The sequence below is a fragment of the Nocardioides sp. BP30 genome, from assembly GCF_029873215.1.
Lineage (GTDB): Bacteria > Actinomycetota > Actinomycetes > Propionibacteriales > Nocardioidaceae > Nocardioides.
In genome coordinates this window covers 886,329-909,401 of the sequence record NZ_CP123620.1, presented here as the reverse complement: position 1 = coordinate 909,401, position 23,073 = coordinate 886,329, and the positions used below count along the sequence as shown (strand labels likewise).

Annotated in this window: 21 protein-coding genes; 8 read left to right on the top strand and 13 right to left on the bottom strand. The window is 73.5% G+C overall.

Translation table 11 applies throughout. From position 1 onward, the window contains the following. Positions 1 to 40 precede the first annotated feature (40 nt). Entirely contained in the window at positions 41 to 1,231 is a 1,191-nt protein-coding gene (locus P5P86_RS04160) for a PucR family transcriptional regulator (RefSeq protein WP_280610028.1), read from the top strand. Here the strand turns inward: P5P86_RS04160 and P5P86_RS04155 are convergent. Genes P5P86_RS04155 through P5P86_RS04145 form a run of 3 tightly spaced genes read right to left on the bottom strand, consistent with a single transcriptional unit; the run spans position 1,134 to position 4,850 of the window. Then, positions 1,134 to 3,176: a bifunctional phosphatase PAP2/O-acyltransferase family protein gene (locus P5P86_RS04155; RefSeq protein WP_280610027.1), complete on the bottom strand. Its 2,043-nt coding sequence runs from the start codon at positions 3,174 to 3,176 to the stop codon at positions 1,134 to 1,136. The genes P5P86_RS04160 and P5P86_RS04155 overlap by 98 nt on opposite strands. Continuing rightward, positions 3,169 to 4,095 carry a DMT family transporter gene (locus P5P86_RS04150; RefSeq protein ID WP_280610026.1) on the bottom strand — a complete coding sequence of 309 codons (927 nt, stop codon included), beginning with the start codon at positions 4,093 to 4,095 and terminating at the stop codon, positions 3,169 to 3,171. The genes P5P86_RS04155 and P5P86_RS04150 overlap by 8 nt, the downstream gene beginning before the upstream one ends. After that, positions 4,092 to 4,850 (bottom strand): SDR family NAD(P)-dependent oxidoreductase, encoded by a 759-nt coding sequence (locus P5P86_RS04145; protein ID WP_280610025.1) that lies wholly within the window; start codon positions 4,848 to 4,850, stop codon positions 4,092 to 4,094. Before P5P86_RS04145 ends, P5P86_RS04150 begins: the two co-directional genes overlap by 4 nt. Before the next feature lie 135 nt (positions 4,851 to 4,985). Here P5P86_RS04145 and P5P86_RS04140 point away from each other — a divergent pair, with 135 nt between their 5' ends. The 5 genes from P5P86_RS04140 to P5P86_RS04120 all read left to right on the top strand — a co-directional run bounded on the left by P5P86_RS04140 (position 4,986) and on the right by P5P86_RS04120 (position 8,983). Beyond that, the gene (locus P5P86_RS04140; protein WP_280610023.1) at positions 4,986 to 6,425 is read left to right on the top strand and encodes a glycosyltransferase family 2 protein; all 1,440 of its coding nucleotides are present in this window, start codon (positions 4,986 to 4,988) and stop codon (positions 6,423 to 6,425) included. Continuing rightward, on the top strand, positions 6,422 to 6,664 hold the full coding sequence (locus tag P5P86_RS04135; protein WP_280610022.1) for a hypothetical protein: 243 nt from the start codon (positions 6,422 to 6,424) through the stop codon (positions 6,662 to 6,664). Before P5P86_RS04140 ends, P5P86_RS04135 begins: the two co-directional genes overlap by 4 nt. Before the next feature lie 71 nt (positions 6,665 to 6,735). Continuing rightward, positions 6,736 to 7,314, top strand: coding sequence for a hemerythrin domain-containing protein (locus P5P86_RS04130; RefSeq protein ID WP_280610021.1), 579 nt, complete (start codon positions 6,736 to 6,738; stop codon positions 7,312 to 7,314). Next, on the top strand, positions 7,314 to 8,042 hold the full coding sequence (locus P5P86_RS04125) for an SDR family NAD(P)-dependent oxidoreductase (protein ID WP_280610020.1): 729 nt from the start codon (positions 7,314 to 7,316) through the stop codon (positions 8,040 to 8,042). The genes P5P86_RS04130 and P5P86_RS04125 overlap by 1 nt, the downstream gene beginning before the upstream one ends. Further along, positions 8,039 to 8,983 carry a UDP-glucuronic acid decarboxylase family protein gene (locus tag P5P86_RS04120; protein WP_280610019.1) on the top strand — a complete coding sequence of 315 codons (945 nt, stop codon included), beginning with the start codon at positions 8,039 to 8,041 and terminating at the stop codon, positions 8,981 to 8,983. The genes P5P86_RS04125 and P5P86_RS04120 overlap by 4 nt, the downstream gene beginning before the upstream one ends. A 46-nt stretch (positions 8,984 to 9,029) precedes the next feature. Here the strand turns inward: P5P86_RS04120 and P5P86_RS04115 are convergent, their stop codons facing one another. The 7 genes from P5P86_RS04115 to P5P86_RS04085 are packed head-to-tail and all read right to left on the bottom strand — an operon-like array spanning position 9,030 to position 17,357. Further along, on the bottom strand, positions 9,030 to 9,971 hold the full coding sequence (locus P5P86_RS04115; RefSeq protein ID WP_280610017.1) for a glycosyltransferase family 9 protein: 942 nt from the start codon (positions 9,969 to 9,971) through the stop codon (positions 9,030 to 9,032). Continuing rightward, positions 9,968 to 11,347 (bottom strand): D-glycero-beta-D-manno-heptose 1-phosphate adenylyltransferase, encoded by a 1,380-nt coding sequence (gene rfaE2, locus P5P86_RS04110; protein ID WP_280610016.1) that lies wholly within the window; start codon positions 11,345 to 11,347, stop codon positions 9,968 to 9,970. Before rfaE2 ends, P5P86_RS04115 begins: the two co-directional genes overlap by 4 nt. Further along, positions 11,344 to 11,946 (bottom strand): D-sedoheptulose-7-phosphate isomerase, encoded by a 603-nt coding sequence (locus tag P5P86_RS04105; protein ID WP_280610015.1) that lies wholly within the window; start codon positions 11,944 to 11,946, stop codon positions 11,344 to 11,346. Before P5P86_RS04105 ends, rfaE2 begins: the two co-directional genes overlap by 4 nt. Continuing rightward, positions 11,943 to 13,166 carry a glycosyltransferase gene (locus P5P86_RS04100; RefSeq protein WP_280610014.1) on the bottom strand — a complete coding sequence of 408 codons (1,224 nt, stop codon included), beginning with the start codon at positions 13,164 to 13,166 and terminating at the stop codon, positions 11,943 to 11,945. The genes P5P86_RS04105 and P5P86_RS04100 overlap by 4 nt, the downstream gene beginning before the upstream one ends. After that, positions 13,163 to 14,185, bottom strand: a complete 1,023-nt coding sequence (locus P5P86_RS04095; protein WP_280610013.1) for a glycosyltransferase family 9 protein — start codon at positions 14,183 to 14,185, stop codon at positions 13,163 to 13,165. The genes P5P86_RS04100 and P5P86_RS04095 overlap by 4 nt, the downstream gene beginning before the upstream one ends. Further along, positions 14,182 to 15,708: an HAD-IIIA family hydrolase gene (locus tag P5P86_RS04090; protein ID WP_280610012.1), complete on the bottom strand. Its 1,527-nt coding sequence runs from the start codon at positions 15,706 to 15,708 to the stop codon at positions 14,182 to 14,184. Before P5P86_RS04090 ends, P5P86_RS04095 begins: the two co-directional genes overlap by 4 nt. Continuing rightward, positions 15,705 to 17,357 carry a carbamoyltransferase family protein gene (locus P5P86_RS04085; RefSeq protein ID WP_280610011.1) on the bottom strand — a complete coding sequence of 551 codons (1,653 nt, stop codon included), beginning with the start codon at positions 17,355 to 17,357 and terminating at the stop codon, positions 15,705 to 15,707. Before P5P86_RS04085 ends, P5P86_RS04090 begins: the two co-directional genes overlap by 4 nt. A gap of 123 nt (positions 17,358 to 17,480) precedes the next feature. Between P5P86_RS04085 and P5P86_RS04080 the strand changes: the two genes are divergently transcribed. Together P5P86_RS04080 and P5P86_RS04075 are read left to right on the top strand one after the other, a co-directional pair. Next, entirely contained in the window at positions 17,481 to 18,443 is a 963-nt protein-coding gene (locus P5P86_RS04080) for a glycosyltransferase (protein ID WP_280610010.1), read from the top strand. A gap of 235 nt (positions 18,444 to 18,678) precedes the next feature. Next, on the top strand, positions 18,679 to 20,817 hold the full coding sequence (locus P5P86_RS04075; RefSeq protein WP_280610009.1) for a catalase: 2,139 nt from the start codon (positions 18,679 to 18,681) through the stop codon (positions 20,815 to 20,817). A 119-nt stretch (positions 20,818 to 20,936) separates the two neighbouring features. Here P5P86_RS04075 and P5P86_RS04070 read toward each other — a convergent pair whose 3' ends face one another. From P5P86_RS04070 to P5P86_RS04060, 3 genes are all read right to left on the bottom strand, one after another. Next, positions 20,937 to 21,671: an SDR family oxidoreductase gene (locus P5P86_RS04070; RefSeq protein ID WP_280610008.1), complete on the bottom strand. Its 735-nt coding sequence runs from the start codon at positions 21,669 to 21,671 to the stop codon at positions 20,937 to 20,939. Positions 21,672 to 21,768: 97 nt separating this feature from the next. Further along, positions 21,769 to 21,981, bottom strand: a complete 213-nt coding sequence (locus tag P5P86_RS04065) for a CDGSH iron-sulfur domain-containing protein (protein ID WP_280610007.1) — start codon at positions 21,979 to 21,981, stop codon at positions 21,769 to 21,771. Further along, positions 21,978 to 22,931 (bottom strand): iron-containing redox enzyme family protein, encoded by a 954-nt coding sequence (locus P5P86_RS04060; protein WP_280610006.1) that lies wholly within the window; start codon positions 22,929 to 22,931, stop codon positions 21,978 to 21,980. Before P5P86_RS04060 ends, P5P86_RS04065 begins: the two co-directional genes overlap by 4 nt. Positions 22,932 to 23,073 lie beyond the last annotated feature (142 nt).

Below are 23,073 nucleotides of genomic sequence, written 5' to 3'. Positions count from 1 at the left end.
CCTTTACGTTCGCCAATTTCGAGGCGAAACTTGGCACCATATGACAAACCTCGCCGACACCGCCCACGAAAGCGCCCTCGACAGTCACCTGCTGGCCGAGCTCGAGCGCCGCCTGAACGACCGCCTCCCCGACCTCCTCCTGGAGGTGCGCGACCGATTGGCCGAGGACTGGCCGGACTACGCCACGTTCCTCGAGAGCGAGCTGAGCAGCATCGAGGAGGGCGCGGGCGGGTTCCTGCACGGCCTGCTGGCGGCCGCCACCACGCCCAGCACCCAGCCGGTCGAGCACCAGGAAGGGGTGCAGCTGCTCTTCGAGCAGATCGGCCACCTGCAATGGCAGGCGGGCCAGGACCTGCCCCGGTTGCTGACCGCCTACCAGCTCGGTGCCCGGGTGGCCTGGCGGCACGTCTCGGAGGTCGTCCGGACCGTCGACCTGCCCTCGGAGGTGATAGCGGTGCTGGCCGAGCGGCTCTTCGACTTCGTCAACCACCTCTCCCAGGCCTCGACCACCGGGTACCTCCAGGCGCAGGGCGCCGACTCGCGCACCCGGGAGCACCACCGTGAGGACCTCGCCGACCTGCTGCTCTCGGAGCGCGCGTCGGTCTCCGCCGTCCGCGCCGCCGCCGACCGGGCCCGCTGGCGACTGCCCGAGCAGGCCGCCGTCGTGCTCATCGGCGGCGAGGAGCCCTCCGCCCGCGACCTCATCTCCCGGCTCGACAGCTCCGCGCTGCCGGTCCGCCAGGGCACCCTGGTCGGCGCCATCGTCGCCGATCCTCGGGGACGACGGCGCGACGCGCTGCGTACGGCGCTCGCCGGGGTGTGCTGCGTCGTCGGGATCAGCGTGCCGATCGACACGCTGGCACGCAGCCTGGAGCTGACCCAGCTGGCCCTGAGGATGCGCGCCGAGGGCGTGCTCCACGGCACGCCGGTCTTCGTCGACGACCACCTCGACACGATCATCGTGCACCGTGACGACCGGCTGCTGAGCTTCCTGCGGGCCCAGGTGCTGGCCCCGCTCGACGGCCTGCCCGCCGGCGCGAGCGAGCGCCTGACCGAGACGCTGGTCTCCTGGCTGCGGCACCACGGCGACCGGCTCGCCGTCGCCGCGGAGCTGCACGTGCACCCGCAGACGGTCAGCTACCGGCTGGGGCGGCTCCGGGATCTGTTCGGCGAGCAGCTGGACTCTCCACGCGAGCGGTCGCGGTTGTTGCTGGCGCTGGGTTGGGGCTGAGGCGCTCGGCGGCGCTCTCCCCCAGCGCCTCCAGCCGCTGCACCATCGCCGCCGCCACCCGATCGGCGTCGATCAGCGCCGGGTCGGTGGCCAGGCCGATGCTCAGCACGCCGTGCCAGCTCAGCGCACCCAGCACGAACGGCGAGCCCGGTGCCAGCGGCAGCACGGGGTAGACCTCGACCAGCGGGATGCCCGCCATGCTGAGCTGCTCGGTCGGACCGGGCATGTTCGAGACGATCCCGTGGAAGAACCGGTGGCCGTAGACCGTCCGGGCGAACCAGCCCACCGCCGGCTCGGGGAAGATCCGCAGCAGGTGCGCCATCACCCAACGGCTGGCGAGCGCACGGGTAGGGGTGCGCAGCCGAGCCGTTCGTCGGCTGATCTCGTCGTACAACTCCTCGGTCGGCGCCCCCCGCAGCGGTACGTCGACCATGACGGCGGCCGTGGCATTGCCCTCGGCCGCGGCGTCGGGGGCCCGCACCATCAGGGGCACGGCGATGCGCAACGTGCCACCGGAGCGTTCGACCAGCTCCGGCTGCGCGTCGGCGATGGCGCCGGCGGTGAGCGCGAGCAGCAGGTCGGTCACCCGGCGACCGGAGGCGGCCTGCTTGACCTCGGTCATGGGCAGCCCGGTGGTGGTGAAGGAGCGCCGGTCGCTGGAAGTGCCGAGGGGCCGCGGGCGACCGCCGTCGGTAGCCAGCTGGGCGAAGCCGACAGCGGTGGCGAGGCCTGTCTGCAGCGCGGTGGGGCGGCTCGGCGGCGCAGGCAGCCGGATCAGCGGGCGCAGCAGCCGCAGCGCCTGCAGGACGGTGCCGATGCCGTCCGCGATCGTGTGGTGCATCAAGATCACGAACGCGCGCTCGCCGGAGGGCTGCTCGAAGAGCGCCGCGCGCCACAGCGGCCGGTCCCGCGGCATCCGCTCGGCGGCCAGCGCTGCCACCCCGGCATGCACACCGGCCCGGTCCGCCACCGGCACCGCGCGCAGATGCCAGTCCCAGTCGACCTCCCCCGCCGGGACCCACTGCGGCCGCCGCCAGCGCGACTGGCGCACGCGTTGGGTGAACCGCGGCAGGTACGGCAGCTCGCCGGCGATGACCTCGCGCACCTCCGCCAGGCTCGGTACGCCGCCGGCACCCTCGTAGATCACCAGCCCGCCGACGATCTGCGGCGCGCCCGTCTCCTCCACGTGCAGGAAGAAGGCGTCCGCCGACGCCACGATCTCGTGCTCGTCGGCCGGGTGGATCAGGCCGGCGACCCGGTCGGCCGCCCAGACCAGGACGAAGGCGGCCACCGCGTCGAGCAGGTAGTGGTTGGCGGTCGACATGATCACGAGCAGGGTCACCAGCACGTGGACGGCGGAGAGGACCTGGAGCCAGCCCCGGGCGCCGGCCGCTGCCAGCACCACGCTGACCCACAGCGCCCAGGCCATGTGCAGCGACGGCATCGCCGCCAGCTCGTTCGCGCCGGCCACCACCGAGGAGCCCCACGATCCGACGGTGTGGCCGTGGGTGACGGTGTCGTAGAACGTGTTGCCGGGCAGCATCCGCGGCGGTGTCGTCGGGAAGAGCAGGAAGCAGGTGATCCCGACCCCGGTGAGGAGCACGAACGCGGTGCGCGCCCGGCGGTAGAGGTCCTGCCGCTTCCACAGCAGGAAGACGAAGGCGGCCAGAGCGCTGAGGATGTAGGTGTAGGCGTACTCGTAGTTGGCCAGCGTCTGCAGCACGTCGTGGCGCGCGAGCCAGTCGTTGAGCGTCTTCTCCACGTCGATCCGCAGGCGCTGCTCCAGATCGAGGAGCCACCGCCCGTTCCGGTCGGCCCGCGCGCGGCGCGCATCGGACTCCAGGCTGTCGACCAGGAGGTAGTAGCCGAACAGCAGCAGCCCGAGCGCCACCTGGCGCCAGACCACGATCCTGCGGACCGACAGCCGGCGTCCGGCCTCAGGCATTGCTCACCTCCGGGGTGGGGTCGGTAGGGGACCAGGCGCCGATCGAGGGCGAGTGCACCAGCCCGATCACGCCGAGGATCAGCAGCGCGGCAGCGCCGGCGATGCCGGCCAGCGCGCCGGGGCTGGTGGGCAGCTCCGCGCCGAAGGCGATCATCCCGGAGATGTAGCTGACCACCGGGTTGACGATGTTCATCGCGGACATCGACCACGGCAGCGGGCCGGCCGCGTGGGAGAGCTGGCCCAGCGCCAGCCCGATGCTGGTGCTCACGGCGAGCGCGTAGCCGACCCAGTCGCGCGCGGTCGCGGCGACGCCGCGATCGATCAGGTCGTCGGTCGTCAGCTTCATGAACATCGCCGTCATCGCGAAGCAGACGCCCGCCGCGCAGGCCAGCAGCAGCGCCGCGAGCGCCGGCGAGGGCCGGAACCGGCTGGCCACGACGAGGACGGCGACAGCGCCGGCCGCAGCCGCCGTCACCAGCAGCACCCGGCCCCGATCGGCCTCGCCGGTCAGCGGCGCGGCACCGTCGACCATCATCAACATCGTGATGCCGCCGCAGATCGAGGCGCCGGCGAGCCAGTCCACGATCGTCGGCCAACGCCGAGCGGTCCACGACGAGAGTCCGATCGTGAAGAGCACCTGGGTGGTCATCAACGGCTGCACCGCCGCGATCGAGCCGAGATGGAGTGCGGCGGCCTGCACGACGAACGCGAGCAGGTTGACCACCCAGCCGACGAACCAGGCAGGGCTGTGCACCAGCCGGCCCAGCAGCCGGACCGCACCCGGCAGCCCCTTGCGTGAGAGCGCCGCCCCCGGCTGTCCGGCCAGGTGGGTGCTGGCCTGCTGCTGCAGGAACGCCGACCACGCGAAGCCGAAGGAGGCGAGTGCGGCGAGGACGAGGACCAGCTCGGCGCGTGTCATCGGCTCCGCACCTCTTCGCCGTACCGCAAGGAGAGCCGTCGGAACGCTGCCGGCGCCAGCGCACGCACGGTCGGTGCCAGCCGGGTCCAGCCGGGCACGAAGACCTCGGCGCGGTCGCGCTCGACCGCACTGAGGATCGCGGCGGCGACAGCGCGAGCCGGCAACGGCCGCGGCGAGCGCCGGTCGTAGGGTCGGCCGCGGCTCTCGAAGAAGCCGGTGTCGACGACGGCCGGGACCACCACGCTCACACCGACCCCGGATCCGGCCAGCTCCAGGCGCAGGCTCTCGGCGAAGGCGTCGAGCCCGGCCTTCGCCGCGGCGTAGACCGCCTCCCCCGCCACGCCGGTGCGGCCGGCGATGCTGGAGACGAAGCACAGCCGGCCGCGCCCGCGCGCGAGCATCCCGGGGAGCAGGACGCGGGTGAGCCGGATGGCGCCGGTCAGGTCGAGCGCGAGCAGCTCCTCGATCCGATCGGCCGGCATCTCCACGAACGGCCCGGCGTGGCCGGCGCCGGCGTTGAGGACGAGGACGTCGACCGCCTCGGCCGCTGCCGCCAGCGCATCGACCCCCTCAGCGGTGGCGAGGTCGGCGACGATGGGGCGACCACCGATCCCGTCCGCCACGGCGGCGGTCCGGCCGGCGTCGCGGCCGTGCACGAGCACTGCCGCGCCGCGCTCGGCGAGCAGGCCGGCGACCGCTGCACCGATGCCCGCGGACGCGCCGGTGACCAGGGCGGTTGCGCCTCGCACCTGCATCGGCCACCTCGCTCAGGGTCTCTTGTGCATTTCCTCAGCAAGTTAGCACCGCTGGATCTTCCCCAACACGCCAGGTCAGTCGAGCTGGAAGCGAAGGCGGCGACCAGGGACGAAGGTCCCGGTACGATGACGGCGATGCGATTTCAACGCCTGATCGGGCTGGTCGTTCTCGCAGTGACCGGCCTGGCGGCACTCCTGCTCTGGCTCGGCGTGTCGGCGATCGATACCCCCCGCCCCCGCGTCCATCACGGGGTGCTGTTCGGCGTGTGGAAGGTCTTCTACGACACCGAGGCGCCGCCGTGGCCGCAGCTGCTGATCGCTGTCGGGGTGGCCCTGTTCCTGGCCGCCTTCGTGGCGCTGCTGGAGCGACGGGTCGCCACCCGGTACCGGCGCTCGGAGAACGTCGATGTCACGCCGCTGTCCCCCAAGGTGGTGATGGCGGCGACGCGGGGCGTCTTCCACGGCGAGGTCACCGTGACCGTGCTGGTGCCCGCCCACAACGAGCAGGCGTCGCTGGGTGCCACCTTGACCTCGCTGTGGGCGCAGTCGGTCCCGCCCGCCCGGATCGTCGTGGTCGCCGACAACTGCACCGACCGGACGGTGGAGGTCGGCCGCGCCCACGGCGCGGAGGTCTTCGAGTCCGTCGGCAACAGGCACAAGAAGGGCGGCGCGCTGAACCAGGCGCTGCGCTGGCTGCTGCCCGGTCAGGGCGAGAACGACGTGGTGATGGTGATGGACGCCGACACGATGCTCGACCCGGGGTTCCTGGAGACGGCCGTCCGCCGCTTCACCGACGACCGCGCGCTGATGGCCGTGGGCGGCCTGTTCTACGGCGAGCAGGGCCACGGCATCATCGGGCAGTTCCAGCGCAACGAGTACGTGCGGTACGCCCGTGAGATCCGGCGCCGCCGCGGCCGCGTCTTCGTGCTGACGGGCACCGCCTCGCTCTTCCGGCCGCGCGCGCTGCGCACGGTCGCGAGCTCGCGCGGCTCGCTCATCCCCGGGGTCGAGGGCGACGTCTACGACACCGCCGCCCTGACCGAGGACAACGAGCTGACGATCGCGCTGAAGTCGCTCGGCGCCCTGATGATCTCCCCCTGGGAGTGCACGGTGGTCACCGAGCTGATGCCGTCCTGGCGCACGCTGTGGAACCAACGCCTGCGCTGGCAGCGTGGGGCCCTGGAGAACCTCGGCGCCTACGGCATCACACCGCAGACGATGCGCTACTGGTCCCAGCAGCTGGGGATCGGGTACGGCGTCTTCGCGCTTACCTCGTACTTCCTCCTGCTCGCCCTGATGATCCTGTGCAGCGACGGCTGGATCTGGTTCCCGTTCTGGATCGGGCTCGGCCTGGTGTTCATGGTCGAGCGGGTGGTCACGGCCTGGCGCGGCGGCTGGCCGGCCCGGCTGCTCGCTGCCACCGTCTTCCCCGAGCTCTTCTTCGACCTCTTCCTCGACATCGTCTTCGTCAAGGGCGTCGTCGACATCTCCCTGGGCCGCGACGCGGCCTGGAAGCACATCGAGCACGCCCGGCTCGGCGATCGCGACGATGCGATCGAGGGAGCCCCGCGATGATCCCGACGGCCGCGACGCCGGTCCTGGTCCTCGGCGGTCACCTGCTGCCCTCCTCGTGGCTGCACAGCACCGCCTACGACGTCCTGATGATCTTCGTGGCGATCAACACGATCATGTACGCCGCCCTCTCGGTCGCCAAGGTGCTGCCCGCGCTGCACCCCACCGAGTGGTACTCCCGGTGGCGGCGCAGCGAGACCCGCAGCATCTACCCCGACGCGAAGGCCGACCGGTCCGACTGACGCGTGTGTCGTCCAGCCCCTGGGTACTCGCGCCAGGTCGGTACCTGCACATCCCACCCCAGGAGGACGACATGGGCGACGCGAACGAGGACCGGGCCAAGGCCCAGGCACTGCCCGACGGCGACGCGATCGGGATGCTGCTCGAGCAGCACGCCCGGATCCGCGACCTGTTCGACCAGGTCAAGAGCGCTACCGGTGAGGAGAAGAAGGATGCCTTCGACGCCCTGCGGGCGCTGCTGGCGGTCCACGAGACCGGCGAGGAGCTGGTGCTGCGGCCGGTGACCGAGAAGATCGCCGGAGAGCGGGTCGCGCTGGCCCGCAACGAGGAGGAGAAGGAGGCCAACGTCGTCCTCGCCAAGCTGGAGAAGATGTCGGTCGAGGACGCCGACTTCGACGTCCAGCTCGCCGCCTTCGAGCAGGCGGTGGTGGAGCACGCCGAGGCCGAGGAGGCCGAGGAGTTCCCGCAGGTGATCTCCGGTTGCGACGAGGCGGAGCGGCGGCGGATGGGCACCAAGCTCAAGGCGGCCGCGGCGCTCGGACCCACGCACCCGCACCCCTCGGTGGCCGGGAACCGCACCGCGCAGCTGATGACAGGACCGTTCGCCTCGATGATCGACCGGGTCCGAGACGCGATCGCAGCCGTGGGCTGATGACGCTGGCGGATCGGGTCGCCCTCGTCACCGGAAGCGGCAGCGGACTGGGCCGCGCCACGGCCCGGCTGCTCGCCCGCGAAGGAGCCCACGTGCTGGTGGCCGACATCGACGAGGCGTCGGCCCAGCGGACGGTGGAGGAGGTCACGGGCGATGCCGGCTCGGCCGAGACGGTGCGGCTCGACGTGTCGGACCGGGCGGCGGTCGACGCGGTGGTCGCCGACGCCTTCGAGAGGTACGGCGACCGCTTCGACCTGCTGGTCAACAACGCCGGCACCGACCGCGGCTCGGACGTGGTCGACATCGAGGACGAGCAGTGGCACGGGGTCTTCGGGGTCAACCTGCACGGACCGATGTACCTGAGCCGGGCCTTCGTGCGGGGGCGGCTGGGCTACCCGGGCCTGGCCGACATCGCCTGCGTCGTCTCGATCAGCGCGCTGACGGTCGGCGCCGGGGCGGGGGCGTACAACTCCTCCAAGGCCGCCCTGCTCAAGTTCACCGAGGTGCTCCAGACCGAGGCGCGCGAGCGGTCCTGGCCGGTGCGGGTGAGCGCCATCAACCCGGCCGCGATGGCCACCCCGATGATGGACCAGTGGGGTCTGCCGCCCGAGCGGATGATGGATCCCGAGATCGTGGCCGGGCTGATCCGGACGGCGGTCACGCTGCCGCCCGAGGCGGTGCTGCAGAGTGCCGTGATCACGCTGCGCAACGAGACCTACCCGAGATGAGGAGCCTCGCGCGCGTGCTGGTCACCGGCGGCGCCGGCTTCGTCGGGTCCTGGCTGTGCGAGCGGCTGCTCGACGACGGGGTCGAGGTGTGGTGCGTGGACGACTTCTCCACCGGTTCGCCCCAGAAGGTGGCCCACCTCGCCGCGCAGCGACGCTTCCACGTGGTCGAGGCCGACGTGTCCGACGGAGTACCCGATCCCGGGCCGCTGGACGCGGTCCTGCACCTGGCCTGCCCGGCCTCCCCGGTGCACTACCTGCGACTGCCGCTGGAGACGCTGCGGGTGGCCAGCACCGGCACCGTGAACGCCCTCGAGCTCGCCCGCCGGCATGACGCACGGTTCGTGCTCGCCTCGACCTCCGAGGTGTACGGCGACCCGCTCGAGCACCCGCAGCGCGAGGACTACTGGGGCCACGTCAACCCGATCGGGCCCCGCAGCGTCTACGACGAGGGCAAGCGATTTGCCGAGGCGACGGCGATGGCCTACCGGCGCACGCACGGCGTCGATGTCGGCATCGCGCGGATCTTCAACACCTTCGGGCCGCGGATGAGCATCGACGACGGCCGGGTGGTGCCGGCGTTCGTCCGAGCAGCCGTGACCGACCGGCCGCTGCCGGTGGCCGGTGACGGCTCGCAGACCCGGTCGCTGTGCTGGGTCGAGGACACCGTGGACGGGTTGGTGCGGCTGGCCTGCTGCGACCTGGCCGGCCCGATCAACCTGGGCAACGACCAGGAGACCACCATGCTGGCACTCGCCCACACCATCATCGAGCTGACCGGCTCACGGGCGCGGGTCGAGCACGTCGCGCTGCCGGAGGACGACCCGCGCGTCCGTCGCCCCGACCTCCAGCGCGCGCGGGAGCTGCTCGGCTGGGAGCCGCGGATGAGCGTCGAGGAGGGGCTCAAGCGGACGGTGCGGTGGATGGAGGACGTGCTCGGCTGAGGCGCCGGACCTCTCTCGGCCTCCCGGTGCGGCAGGGTGGAAAGCGTCAGGTGCCCGGGTGGCTGGCCGCCTCCAGCACCTCCTCCACATCGATCCGCAGCAGCGCCGGGTCCGGATCGCAGGCGTGCGGATCCCCGACCCCGGTGCCGTGCCACAGCACCGTGTGCGGGCCGGGCGGCGGGCCCCAGCGCGCAGGCGGGGTGGGGCCGAACAGCACCACCGAGCGGGTGCCGAAGGCCGAGGCCAGGTGTGCCATCCCGGTGTCGCCGCAGACCACCAACCCGGCCGTCGCGACCAGCGCCGCCAGCTCGCCCAAGCCGGTGGTTCCGGCGAGCACCGCTTCGGCTCCGAGTCCGGCCCGACCCGCCACGCCGGCGGCCAGCGGCCGCTCGTCGGCGGAGCCGGTGATCAGCACCTCGTGCCCGTCGGCCGCCAGCCGTCGTGCCACCGCCGCGAAGCGCTCGGCGGGCCAGCGTCGGGCACCGGAGGCGGCCCCCGGATGGATCAGCACCGCCCCGGCGCCGCGTGGCGGCGGTGCCGGTCGGGCGAGGAGTACGTCGTCGGGATCCGCCGTACCGCCGAAGGCCACGGTGACCAGGCGGCACCACCGGCCGCGCTCGTGCTCATCGGGGTCCCAGGCCGGGTTGCCGGGCACCAGGTCGAAGCCGATCACCCGCGCCGCGCCGAGCGCCTCGACCAGGCGCCGCGAGGCGGGACCGTTGCCGTGCAGGTCGATCGCCGCCTCGGGCGGCGGGCCCTCCCAGGCCACCGGCGCCAGCTCGGCGGTCGGCAGGTGGGCGTCGACGGCGTCGACCAGCTCGATCAGGGGCCGTTGTGCGGCAGGCGCCGCCAGCACGATCGACCGGCCGGGGAGCGCGGCGCGCAGTGCCCGCAGCGCCGGCACGCCGGTGAGCAGGTCGCCCAGTCCGATCGCGCGATAGACCAGGACGCGTGGGGTCTCCGCGTCGGTGAACGCCCCTCCGGTCATCGGGTGCGCGCGGTCTCCACGATCCGGGTGGTCGAGCGACCGCGCAGGTAGGGCAGCACCACCGACTGGCCACCCCACTCGCGCAGGAGCGCCGCCTCCGGCAGCTCGGCCCCGGCGTAGTCACCGCCCTTGGCCCACACGTCGGGGCGCAGCGTCCGGATCGCCTCCACCGGGGTGTCCTCCTCGAAGACCAGCACCGCGTCGACCGGCGTCAACGCCGCCAGCACCCGGGCCCGATCGACGGCGGGGATCAACGGCCGTGCGGGGCCCTTGAGCCGGCGCACCGAGTCGTCGGAGTTGAGACAGACCACGAGGCAGTCCCCCAGCGCCCGGGCCGCCTCGAGGGTGGCGACGTGACCGGCGTGGAGCAGGTCGAAGCAGCCGCCGGTGGCGACCACCGTGCCGCCGGCCGCCCGGACGCGCTCGACGACCTCCCACCCTCCGTCGACGTCGCGGGACGCCGGGTCGTGATGCTCGCGCCGACCGACGGCGGCGGCACCGCCCTGCGCGACGAAGCGGGCTGCCTCCTCGACCGCCGCCTGCACTGCCTCGATCGTCAGGGCCCCGCCGGCCAGCGCAAGCAGCGCCGAGGCGGCGAACCGGTCCCCCGCACCGCAGGTGTCGAGCGGGTCGACGCGCGGCGCGGGGATGACGGACGGTGAGCTCTCACCGCGCGAGACCAGGGCGCCGCGGGCGCCGAGGGTGACGGCGACCGCCTCGCAACGCCAGATGCCGACGAGCTCGGCCGCCCGGTCGGCGAGTGCCGCCAGCCCGGGGCCGGCCGCCCCGGCCTCGGCCTCGTTGGGGGTGACCAGCCGCATCCCGGCGGTCGGGGCGGCGCCGCGCGGGTGCGGGTCCCAGACGATCGGGGTGCGCCGCGGCAGACCCGCCAGCACCGAGCGCAGCTCGCGGTGAGCGGTGATCCCCCGGCCGTAGTCGGCCACCAGCACGCCCGAGGCCCCTCGCAGCGCCTCGGTCGCCGCGGCCGGCAGCTCACCGATGCCGTCGGGGCCGGTGCCGTCCGGGCCGGTGCCGTGCGGGCCGTCGCCGCTGTCCAACCGCAGCAGCGACTGGCCGCCCGCGCGAACACGGCGCTTGACAGCGGTGCCGCGCGAGGTCGGCACGGCGATCAGGTCCACCCCCGACGCCTCGATCTCGGTGCGCAGCTGCTCGCCGGCCTCGTCCTCGGCGATCGGCGCGACGAGCACCACCTCGGCGCCGTCGCGTGCGGCCAGTGCGGCCGCCAGGGCCGCGCCGCCGGGCCGGCGTACCTCCTCCAGCTCATCGAGCACCGGCACCGGCGCCTCAGGCATCAGGCGCGCCGCCCGGCCGGTGAGGTCGGCATCGAGCAGGGCGTCGCCGGCGACCACGATCACCGCAGCACCTCCACGGTGCGCTCGGCGTCGGCCCCGACGCCCAGGGCGTCGTCGAACCCGGCACACAGGATGTGCAGCGCGACCAGGTGCAGCTCCTGCACCGTGGCGGTGTAGGCCGCCTCGACGGCCAGCGCCTCACCGGCGACGTCGGCCAGCGGGTTGGGCAGCGGGCCGGTGAAGGCCCACACCTGCAGCCCGTGTGCCAGGCCGCGTCGGGCGGCCTGGACGACGTTGGGGCTGCGGCCGCTGGTCGACATCAGCACGAGCACGTCCCCCGGCCGCCCGTGCGCCTCGACCTGCCGGGCGAAGAGCTCGTCGGCCGGGTAGTCGTTGACGATCGCTGTCAGCGAGGAGGTCTCAGCGGAGAGGCAGATCCCGGCGTACGGCGGACGATCCTCGCGGTAGCGCCCGACGAGCTCGGCGGTGAGGTGCTGGGCCTGCGCCGCACTGCCCCCGTTGCCGGCCGCCAGCAGTCGACCGCCGCCCTCGAGCACCGCCGCCAGCCGGCGCCCCCAGCGGTCGGCGATGTCGACGCAGGGCTCGAAGTCGGCCAGGGCGTTGCGCAGCTCGGCGAGGTGGGCGTGGTCGCAGGGGGTCATCGGGCGGCTCCTGTCGCGAGGGCGTCCGCGCTCAGCGAGCGGTACACGGCGGCCGTGTCGGCCACCACGGTGCTCCAGTCGTAGTGCTCCACCGCGCGACGCCGGCCCGCCTCGCCGTACCGCCGGCACCGGTCGGCGTCGTCCAGCAGCTCGCGCAGGGTGCTGGCCAGGACGGCGGGTTCGCGCGGCGGGACCAGCTCCCCGGTGACGCCCGGGACCACGGTGTCGAGCAGGCCCCCGACGGCGGTGCCGACCACGGGCCGCCCGCAGGCCATCGCCTCCAGCGGGACGATGCCGAACGGCTCGTACCAGGGCACGGTGACGACCGCGTCGCTGACCCGGATCAGCGCAGGCACCTCGGCGCGCTCGACGCTGCCTGTCAGCACGACCCGATCGCCGAGCCGCAGGTCGTCCACCAGCTCGCGCAGCCGCTGGACCTCCGGATCCGCTTCGTAGCGGTGGGGCGGCGGACCACCGGCGATGATCAGCTCGACGTCCGGCAGCTGGGCGACGGCCTCGATCACGTTGCCGATGCCCTTGCGGGTGACGATCCGGCCGACCACCAGCAGCCGGTGCGGCCGCTGCCGCGGCCCGATCCGGGGCGGCGGCCGTTCCGGGCCGGGCCGGAACAGGTGCGTGTCGACGCCGCACGGGATGACCGTCGCACGGGTCCTCGGCAGCCCGAGCCGCTCCAGCTCGGCGACCTCGTCGCTGCAGGTGGCGATGACGTGGTCGACCTCGTCACACAGCCGGCGCTCGAGGTCGATCCGCTGCGGCGGGCTGGTGTCCGCGTCGCCCTGCTGACGGCGCTTGACCGAGCCGAGGGCGTGGAAGGTGTGCACCACCGGCATCCCCGTGCCCCGGGTCGCCTGCAGCGCCGCCAGCCCACTCATCCAGAAGTGGCTGTGCACGACGTCGACCGGCTCACGCCGCCACCGGTCCCGCAGCCGTACGCCGAACTCGCGCATGTGGGGCAGCAGCTCGTCCTTGGGCAGCTCGTGGGCGGGGCCGGCCGAGACGTGCTCCACGACGTACCCGTCCTCGGTCTCGACCAGGGCGGGTTGCTCGGGGCTGTCACGGCGGGTGTAGACGACAACCTCGTGCCCCAGCCGCGCCAGACCGGCGGCGAGGGCGGCGACGTGGACGTTCTGACCGCCGGCGTCGGCGCCACCGAGGGCGGCGAGGGGGTTGGCGTGCTCGGAGACGAGAGCGACTCTCATCGGTGCTCCTTCCCGGGCCGTCCGCACAGACCCTCCACCGCGTCGACCACCTCTCCCGGCGTCACCGCCGCGAGACAGGGGTGCCCGGGGATCGGGCAGGTCGTGGCCCGGGTGCCGCGGCATGGCGCGTCCTGGTCCCCGAGCAGGGTCACCGGCGCACCGCGCGGCGCCCAGCGCACCGCGGGGACCGTCGGTGCGAACAGGCTGACCACCGGCGTCCCGACCGCGGCCGCCAGGTGGGCGGGGCCAGTGTTGCCCACCACCACGCAGGCGGCACCGGCGAGCACCGCAGCCAGGCCGGGTACGTCGAGGCTGCCGCCGAGGTCGAGCGCGACGCCGTCGGCGACGTACTTGGTCAGCATCCGCTCCTCCTCCGAGCCGGTGACCACCACCCGGTGCCCCCGCTCGACGAGCCGGTCGGCAGCGGACCGGAAGCGCTCGGCCGGCCAGGCGCGCGCCGGGACCGAGGTGCCCGGATGCAGCACGACGTACGGCGCGGCGAGCCCGAGGGCCGGATCGGGCTCCGGCACCCCGCTGAGCGCAGGCAGGCCCTCATCGCCGGGGGGCAGCTCGCAGCCGGCGGCCCGCGCGAGCCTGAGCGCGCGCTCGTGCTCAGGGAGATCGTCGGGCACGTCCCGCACCCGCAGGTCGAGCAGCGAGCCGGGGTAGTCGACGCTGATCGCGCCGACCCAGGGCACGCCGGCCAGACGCAGGATCAGGGCGGTCGGCAGCGGCGACTGGTGGAAGGAGGTGAAGATCAGCGCCCGGTCGAAGCCGCCCTCGGCGATGGTCCGCTGCAGATCGGCGACGGAGGTGGGGTCGACCGGCTCGGGCTCCGGGTCGATCCAGGGGGCGGTCCACTCCAGCACCCGGCCGACGCCGGGCAGCAGGTCGGCCACGGGACGGCCACGGCGGCCGCAGAGCAGCGTGACGTCATCCTCCCGGGCGAGCGCCCGCAGGGCGGGGCCGGTGACGATCAGGTCGCCGAGGCTGTCCAGCCGGACCGCGAGCGTGCTCATCGGGTGGCCTTCTCGGTCGTCGCACCCAGGACGGAGCCGACCGCCTCGGCCAGCGTCCGGGCGACGTGCGAAGCGGCCGCGATCTCCTCGGCTCGGGTCACCGGCGTCGGCACCAGCACCGCCCTCACCCCGGCCGCTGCCGCTGCCTCCACGTCGCTGCCGATGTCGCCGATGAGCAGCGCCCGGTCGGGTACGACGCCGGCCTCCGCCAGCGCCTGCTTGACCAGGCCGGGCTGCGGCTTGCGGCACGAGCAGCCGTCGTCGGGGCCGTGCTCGCACACGTAGAACGCCTCGAAGGGGCCGAGCAGCTCGGCCACCCGCGCGTTGACCGCCTCCACCTGGGCGGGCGTGATGAGCCCGCGCGCGACGCCGGACTGGTTGCTGACGACCGCCAGCCGCACACCCTCGGCACGCAGCCGGTCCAGGGCCCGGCGCGCACCGGGCATCGGCACCACCCTCGCCGGGTCGCCGTTGTAGGGGACGTCGCGGATCAGGGTGCCGTCGCGGTCGAGCAGCACCAGCTCCGGCAGCCCGCGCCAGCGGCCGGCGTGCCGGTGCTCGACCAGGCCGCGGGCGGTATGCCAGGTGGCGGCCGGGGGGATCGCCATGCTGGTCAGGAGCATCCGCCGTACCTCGTCGCTGTCGCGCGGTCCCGGGGCGATCCGGCGCCACGCGAACTCCGCCGTACCGGCCGCCCAGATGGTCGCGCCGACGGCCGCCAGCGCGCCCCGGCGAGCCAGCGCCCCGCCGACGGCGAGGACTCCGGCAGCGGTGATGACCACGTGCCGCGGGCGGCGCCCGACGTGCTCACCGGCCCGGTCGTGCCAGTCGGCGCCGTGGACCCGCGCCATCAGCATGTCGTCGGCGTTCCCGGCCTGCTGCCGCAGGCTGGCCCAGTCGTCGGAGGGGCGGACGGGGTGGGTGATGCGGCGCTCGCCCTCGACGATGACGGCGCCCAGGTCCTCGGTGATCCGCAGGGCCAGGTCGGCGTCCTCGCGGAAGGCTCGCGGGAACCTCTCGTCGAAGCCGCCGACCGCCGCCAGGGCCGCTCGCCGGTAGGACAGGTCGGCGGTGATCCATCGGGCCGTGGCCAGCCCCGCGGTGCCGCGCTCCCAGTCGGTGGGCCGGCGGTCGGGCGGCAACGGCACGTGCACGCGGGCCGTGCTGCCGGCGGCGCCGGCCTGCTCGGCGGCCTCGAGGTCGGTCAGCAGCGAGGCGTACCACTCGGCATCGGGCAGCACGTCGTCGTCGAGGAAGGAGATCCAGGGCGTGCGGGCGTGGCGCCAGCCGACGTTGCGGGCGTGGGCCGGCCCGAGGCCTCGCCCGCTGACGACGGTGATGTCGAGGTCCGCGCCGGTCGGCGGCTCGATCGCCGACGGAGGCGTCTCGCCCGGGTCGCGTCGGTCGTCGACCAGGATGATCGACGCCGTGACAGGGATGCTCTGGCCGGCCAGCGCCGTCAGCAGCGCGTCCAGGCTCGGGCGCGCCAGCGTGGGGATGACGATCGTGGTCGGCTCGCTCATGCGCCGGCCCTCCGCACGGCGAACGGCCCGATCGCCAGCAGGTCGATCGGCGCCGAGCCGAAGCACTCCAGCGCGTCGCGGGGCGAGTCGACCATCGGGCGGCCGGCGGTGTTGAGGCTGGTGTTGACCACCACCGGCAACCCGGTGCGCCGCTCAAACCCCTCGAGCATGCGGGCCAGCAGCGGCTCGTGCTCGACCTCGACGGTCTGGATCCGGGCGGTGCCGTCGACGTGCACGACCGCGGGGATGCGGTCGCGCCACCCGGGGGCCACGTCGTGCACGAAGAGCATGTACGGCGAGGGCAGCGGCCCCCGACCGAAGATCTCGCCGGCGCGGTGCGCGAGCACCATCGGCGCCACCGGTCGGAACTGCTCGCGGCCCTTGACGTCGTTGAGCCGCTCCAGGTTCTCGGCGCGGCCGGGATGGGCCAGCAGAGAGCGGTGCCCCAGGGCACGCGGGCCGAACTCGCTGCGGCCCTGGAACCACGCCACCACGCCGTCGGCCGCCAGGCACTCCGCGGCCGCCTCCGCCACGTCCGCGGGGCGCTCGTAGGACACCCGGGCGGTACGCAGGACCGTCTCGATCTCCTCCTCCGACCACCCACGACCCAGGTCGGCGCCGGGCCAGGGCGCGAGGGTCTCGCCGCCGGACGCGGCCAGGTGCAGGGCAGCACCCAGCGCGGTGCCGGCATCGCCCGCGGCCGGCTGCACCCAGACGTGCTCGTAGCCGGATCCGGCGTGCAGCACCGTGTTGGCGACGCAGTTGAGGGCCACCCCGCCGGCGAGCGCGAGCGAGGTGTTGCCGGTGCGCTCGCGCAGCCAGATCGCCAGCTCGAGGAGCACCTCCTCGACCCGGCGCTGCACGCTGGCGGCCAGGTCGGCGTGGTCGGAGGTCCACTGCTCACCCGGCTGCAGCCGCTTGGCCAGGGCGTTCCAGTCGATCCGCCGGGTGCCGAACCCTCCGTCGCCGGTGGGGCGGATCCGCTCGCGAAGCTCATCGAGGAAGCGCGGCTCGCCGTACGAGGCCATCGCCATCACCTTGTACTCGTCGCTGGAGCGCAGGAACCCGAGGTGCTCGGTGAGGTCCTCGTAGAGCAGACCGAGCGAGTCTGGCAGCTCCTGGGTGCGGTGCGTGGTCAGCCGGCCGGCGGGGTCGTAGCTGCCGGCCAGGTGGCTGGCGCACTCGCCGCGGCCGTCGAGGACCAGGACGTCGATGGGCTCCCCGCCGACGGGTCCGTGAGGTGCGGCCAGCGCTGCGGACGCCGCGTGGGAGACGTGGTGCGGGACGAACCGGACGGCGGCCGGGTCGAGCCCGGGCAGGGCGCTGGCCAGGAAGTCGGGTGCCTGCCGGGCGTAGGTCTGGCGGAGGTGGTCCCACGGGTCGTGGAGCCCGAGGTCGTCGGCCGGCCGGGCGAGCCCGACGTCGAAGGAGTAGGCGACGGCGTCGAGGTCGCCGGGCTCGAGCCCCGCCTCCGCCAGGCACCAGCGGGCCGCGAGCTCGGGCAGCTCCCAGGCGGCGAACGGCACCGGCCGGTGGCCGTGCTTGCGGCGGGAGAAGCGCTCCTCCTCGGCCGCCGCGACGGTGACGCCGTCGATCACGAGGGCCGCGCTCGGGTCATGGAAGAGCGCATTGACACCGAGAACCCTCATGGGGTCGAGGTGGCCGAAGAAGCGCTTCACCAAACGCCGCGCAGGACGGCGGGCGGGTGGCGGCCCGGGTGGCGGCGCGGGTCGGCGCAGGTTGGCACCGCCACCGGCGGTTACCGGGGCGCGGTGAGGATCCTACTCTGGCACGTGCACGGCTCCTGGACGACCTCGTTCGTCCAGGGCGGCCACGACTACGTCATGCCCGTCACCCCGGACCGGGGGCCCGACGGGCTCGGCCGGGCGCGGACCTGGGACTGGCCGGCCAACGTCCGCGAGGTCGCCCCCGAGGACCTCGCCGAGGAGCCCGTCGACCTGGTGGTGCTCCAGCGCCCGCACGAGTGCGACCTGGCCGCGTCGTGGTTGGGGCGGCGACCCGGCCGGGACGTGCCGGCGGTGTACGTCGAGCACAACACGCCTCTGGGAGCCGTCCCCGACACCCCGCACCCGATCGCCGGGCAGCGGGAGATCCCGATCGTGCACGTGACCGGGTTCAACGAGCTCATGTGGGACCCGGCCGGGACTCCCACCACGGTGATCGACCACGGCGTCGTCGATCCGGGCCGGCGCTACACCGGTGAGCTGGCCCGCGCGGCGGTGGTGACCAACGACCCCGTACGCCGCGGCAGGTCGGTCGGGACCGATCTGCTGGCGGATCTGTGCGGGGCGGTCGGCGTGGACGTGTTCGGCATGCGGGTCGAGCTGCTGGCGCCGATGCCCGGCCTGGTGACCTTCGAGGACCTCCCCCAGGCGCGGATGCACGAGGAGCTGGCCCGGCGCCGGGTCTACGTGCACACCGCCCGCTGGACGTCGCTGGGCCTGTCGCTGATCGAGGCGATGCAGCTGGGCATGCCCGTCGTGGCCCTGGGCACCACCGAGGCGCCGTTCGCCGTACCGGCGGGGGCCGGGGTGGTGACCACGAGCCGGTCGGAGCTGGTAGCGGCGGCCCGCCGCTACGTCGACTCTCCGCGCGCGGCCGCGGAGGCCGGCGCCGTGGCCCGGGCGCACGCGCTGGAGCGGTACGGGCTGGGGCGGTTCCTCGCGGACTGGGATGCGGTGCTGGAGTCGGTGGTGGCGACCGGGACGCTGTAGGACGCGGCTCGTGCCGGCTGGTGCTGCGGGCCCGCTCAGCTGTAACGCGGTGTCCGGTGCTGTTCTGCGGTGTCGCAGCACCGCAGAACTTGGCCGGACACCGCGTTACAAGGCGGCGGCGCGACCGGAGCGAGTAACGCGCATCGGTGAGACGGCTGTAGTAGCGACCGGGCCCTCGGGTACGGGGAGCGTCGGGCCTGACGGCCCGCCACCCCTGACGTTCGGAGGAATCCCCATGACCGAGAAGAACGTACCCGGCGTACCGGCTCCGGAGGCGCCGAGCCTCGAGGAGCCGACCGCCCCCCGCGAGCCACTGCCGCCCAAGCCCGACCAGACCGGCCCGCAGGTGCGCACCTCGACCGGTGCGCTGGCGAACGAGGACCAGGCGGTCAACGCCCAGCAGGGCGAGTACCTGACGACGTCGGTGGGCGCGCGGCTGCGCGACACCGACCACTCCCTCAAGGCCGGCGAGCGCGGCCCGACGCTGCTGCAGGATCACCACCTGCGCGAGAAGATCACCCACTTCGACCACGAGCGGATCCCCGAGCGGGTGGTGCACGCCCGCGGCGCCGGTGTGCACGGCGTCTTCACCGGCTACGGCACCGCCGCCGAGGTGACCTGCGCGGCGTTCCTGGACAAGGACGTCGAGACCCCGGTCTTCACCCGCTTCTCCACCGTGCTCGGGTCGCGCGGCTCGGCCGACACCGTGCGCGACACCCGCGGCTTCGCGACGAAGTTCTACACCACCGAGGGCAACTTCGACCTGGTCGGCAACAACATCCCCGTCTTCTTCATCCAGGACGGGATCAAGTTCCCCGACGTCATCCACGCCGGCAAGCCGCACCCCGACCGGGAGATCCCGCAGGCGCAGAGCGCCCACGACACGTTCTGGGACTTCGTCTCGCTGCACACCGAGGCGCAGCACCACACGATCTGGAACATGAGCGATCGCGGCATCCCGCGCTCCTACCGGATGATGGAGGGGTTCGGCGTCCACACCTTCCGACTGGTCAACGCCGCAGGAGAGACCTCCCTGGCGAAGTTCCACTGGAAGCCCAAGCTCGGCGTGCACGCGCTGACCTGGGAGGAGGCGCAGCTCGCGGCCGGATTCGACCCCGACCTGCACCGGCGTGACCTCTACGACGCGATCGAGTCCGGCGCCTATCCCGAGTGGGAGCTGGGCGTGCAGGTCTTCCCCGACACCCCGGAGCAGATGTTCCACGGCATCGACCTGCTCGACCCGACCAAGATCGTGCCCGAGGAGCTGGCCCCGGTGCAGCCGGTCGGTCGGATGGTGCTCAACCGCAACCCGTCGAACTACTTCGCCGAGACCGAGCAGATCGCCTTCCACGTCGGCAACCTGGTGCGCGGGATCGACGTCACCGACGACCCGCTGCTGCAGACGCGGCTGTTCTCCTACGTCGACACCCAGCTCACCCGGCTCGGCGGCCCGAACTTCAACCAGATCCCGATCAACCGTGCCCACGCGCCGGTCAACGACATGCTGCGCGACGGCTTCCACCAGGACGCAGTGCACCGCGGCGTGGCGCCGTACAAGCCGAACTCGCTCGACGGTGGCTGTCCCTTCCACGCCGGGGCCGACGAGCATGCCTTCATCGAGGCGCCGGTGCCGGTCGCGGCCGGTCCGAAGACGCGCGGGCAGGCAGCGTCCTTCGACGACCACTTCAGCCAGGCGCGGCTGTTCTGGCTCTCGATGACGCCGGTCGAGCAGGACCACATCGTGCTGGCCTACTCCTTCGAGCTCGGCAAGGTCTACGAGCAGGTGATCAAGGAGCGGCAGCTGCAGTCCCTGGCGAACATCGACCCCGTGCTCTGCGAGCGGGTGGCGGCCAACCTCGGCCTGCCCGCACCGGCCGCCACCCTGGAGCTGGTCGACCCCGACCCGAGCCCGGTGCTCTCCATGGTCGGCGAGAGCTGGCCGATCGACGGCCGCCTGATCGGCGTGGTGACGTGCCCGGACTGCCCCGAGGACGAGATCGCCTCGCTGCGTACGGCGATCTTCGACGCGGGCCTGGTGCCGCTGCTGATCGGGCCGACCGGCGGCATGCTGCCCTCCGGGATCCCACTGCAGCGCTCCTTCGACACCGCGCGCTCGATCGAGTTCGACGCGGTGCTGCTGGCCTCCGGGATCGGCGCCCACGTCGAGGACCCGCGGATCTCGCTGCTCCTCACCGAGGTGTTCCGGCAGGGCAAGGCGATCGGCGCCTGGGGTGACGGCGACGCCGCCCTCACGGCCGCCCGGCTGGCACCTTCGGCTCCGGGGATCGTGGTCGGGGACTCCGGCGCAGCTGTCTTCACCGAGGTCGCCGGGCTGCTGGCCAAGCACCGGGCGTGGGAGCGGTTGGCGGGCTGAGGTGTGGCTGCTCCGGGCTGGTCATAGCGGAAACTGAAGGCGGCGCGGAGCGACGAGAACGAAGCTGAAGGCGATCGGCGGACAAGCGAGCAGAAAGTCCGCCGGTCGCCTTCAGTTTCCTACCGACCCCCCGCGACCCGCAGCGTCGTCGCTGTCACATAGCCGGCCTCGTCGCTCATCAGCCACGCCACAGCACCGGCGATCTCGCCGGCCGCGGCAGCCCGTCGCAGCGGGATCGCGGCTGCCATCCGATCCACCCGGCCGGCGTCCCCCGTCGCGGCGTGCAGCTCGGTCTCGACCAGCCCCGGTGCCACGCCGACCACGCGGATGCCCTGGTCGGCCACCTCCAGCCCCAGCCCCTTGGTGAAGGCGTCGACGCCGGCCTTCGCTGCGGCGTAGTGCACGTACTCACCGGGCGAGCCGAGCGTGGCCGCACCCGAGGAGATGTTGACCAGTACGCCGCCCGCCCCGCCGTACGCCGTGCTCATCGCCAGCACCGCCGCGCGCGCCACCAGCAGCGGAGCGGTCAGGTTGACCTCGACCGTACGCCGGACCTCCTCGACGGGCGTCTGCGCGAGCGGGGCGTAGCGGTAGGTGGCACCGGCGTTGTTGACCACGCCGGTGAGTCGGCCCGACACCGCGGCGAACAGCGTCTCCACGCCGTCCGGGTCGGTCAGGTCGGCGCGGACCGTCTGGCACCGTACGCCGGCGGCCCGTACGGCGGCGGCGGTCTCGGCCGCGGCCGACTCCTGCGACCGGTAGCCGAGGACCAGGTCGTGACCGGCGGCAGCCAGACGCGCCGCGATGGCGGCGCCGATGCCGCGGGTGCCACCGGTGATCAGGGTCAGTGCCATCCCGGCATTGTGCCGGGATGGCCTCCTCGGCCCGCGCCCGGGCCACTCGACCCGCGAAAGGTGACCTCTCGACCGGCGAAAGGTGACGTCTCGGCGGTCAGGGCCGGTTGCGCTCCGGGATCACCTTGTGGGTGCCGTCGCACCACGGCTTGGTAGCCGACTTGCCGCACCGGCAGACCGCCGAGATCGGCCGGGTGGTGGCGTGCTCGACGCCGTTCTCGTCGGCCACGACGTGCTCACCGCGCAGCAGCATCGGACCGCCGGCGCACAGGACCACGTCCGGCGTCGGGCGGGTGTCGGCGGCGCTCATGCCACTCCCCACTTCTCCAGCAGGTGCCGGGCGATGCGGTTCTCCAGGTCCAGGCAGCTCCAAGCGCCGAACCACACGTCGTCCTCGGTCTCGGGCTCGGCCTGGATCAGCGGCTCGCAGATCATCCGGGCGGCCAGCTGCTCGTGCACCGCGTCGGCCTCGACGTGCTCGTCGTAGTAGGCACGGATCTCCGCGGGGAAGCCGAGTCGCGCCAGGCCCTGCGACATCTTGCGGCAGGGCAGCGAGCTGGTCGCCTCGAACGCGGCCAGGTGCCCGACCGAGGCGCCCCGCAACCGACGGTTCAGCCCGAAGAGGCTCATCGCGTTGTTCTGCTCGAGCACCTCCACCGGAGCCTCGTCGACGTACCCGCCCTCGGTCGCGTCCAGACCGAGAGCCGCCATCCCCTCGGCGTAGAGGTGCGCGTGCAGCCGCTCGGGCCGGCCACCGCCGTACTCGTCGTACTGCAGCTCGGCCAGCGCCGCGCGCGCCGCCGACGGGAGCCGGGGCAGCGTCAGCGCGACCGGGTCGGACTCCTTGAGGTGGTACAGGGACCGGTGCTGCAACAGCTCGATCGCCTGGTCGGCGGTCGCGTGGCGCTGGACGAACCGGGCGAGCGACGGGCCGTCGTCCGCCTCGACCATCGCGAAGAACGCCTCGGCGAACCGGGTGTCCGACGCGGCCTCCGGACGGCCGGGCCAGCGCGCGCGCAGCCGAGCCTCCAGGTCGTCCTCGAGCCGCCGGCGCACCCTGACCAGCTCCGGGTCGAACTCCAGCCGGTCGTCCACCCCGTCGTACCCGCGGTAGGAGAGCTCGTAGAGGACCCACAGGCTCAGCGCCGCATCCTCCGGGTCGCCGGCCTGCTGATCGATCCGGGCGACGTCGCCCTCGGTGGCGAGGGCCGCGAGGATCTGCTCGCTCAACGGACCGCGCGGCTTGGGCAGCACCGCCATCAGTCGTCCTCCTCGTCCCACCGGTGCAGGACGCCCCGGCAGTCGACGAAGCCGTCGCGGGGGTGGAGATCGGGGAGGACGGGAGGCAGATCCCGTACGTCGAGGAGCGTGTCCATGAGCACCGGTACCCCCCGCCGTGCCG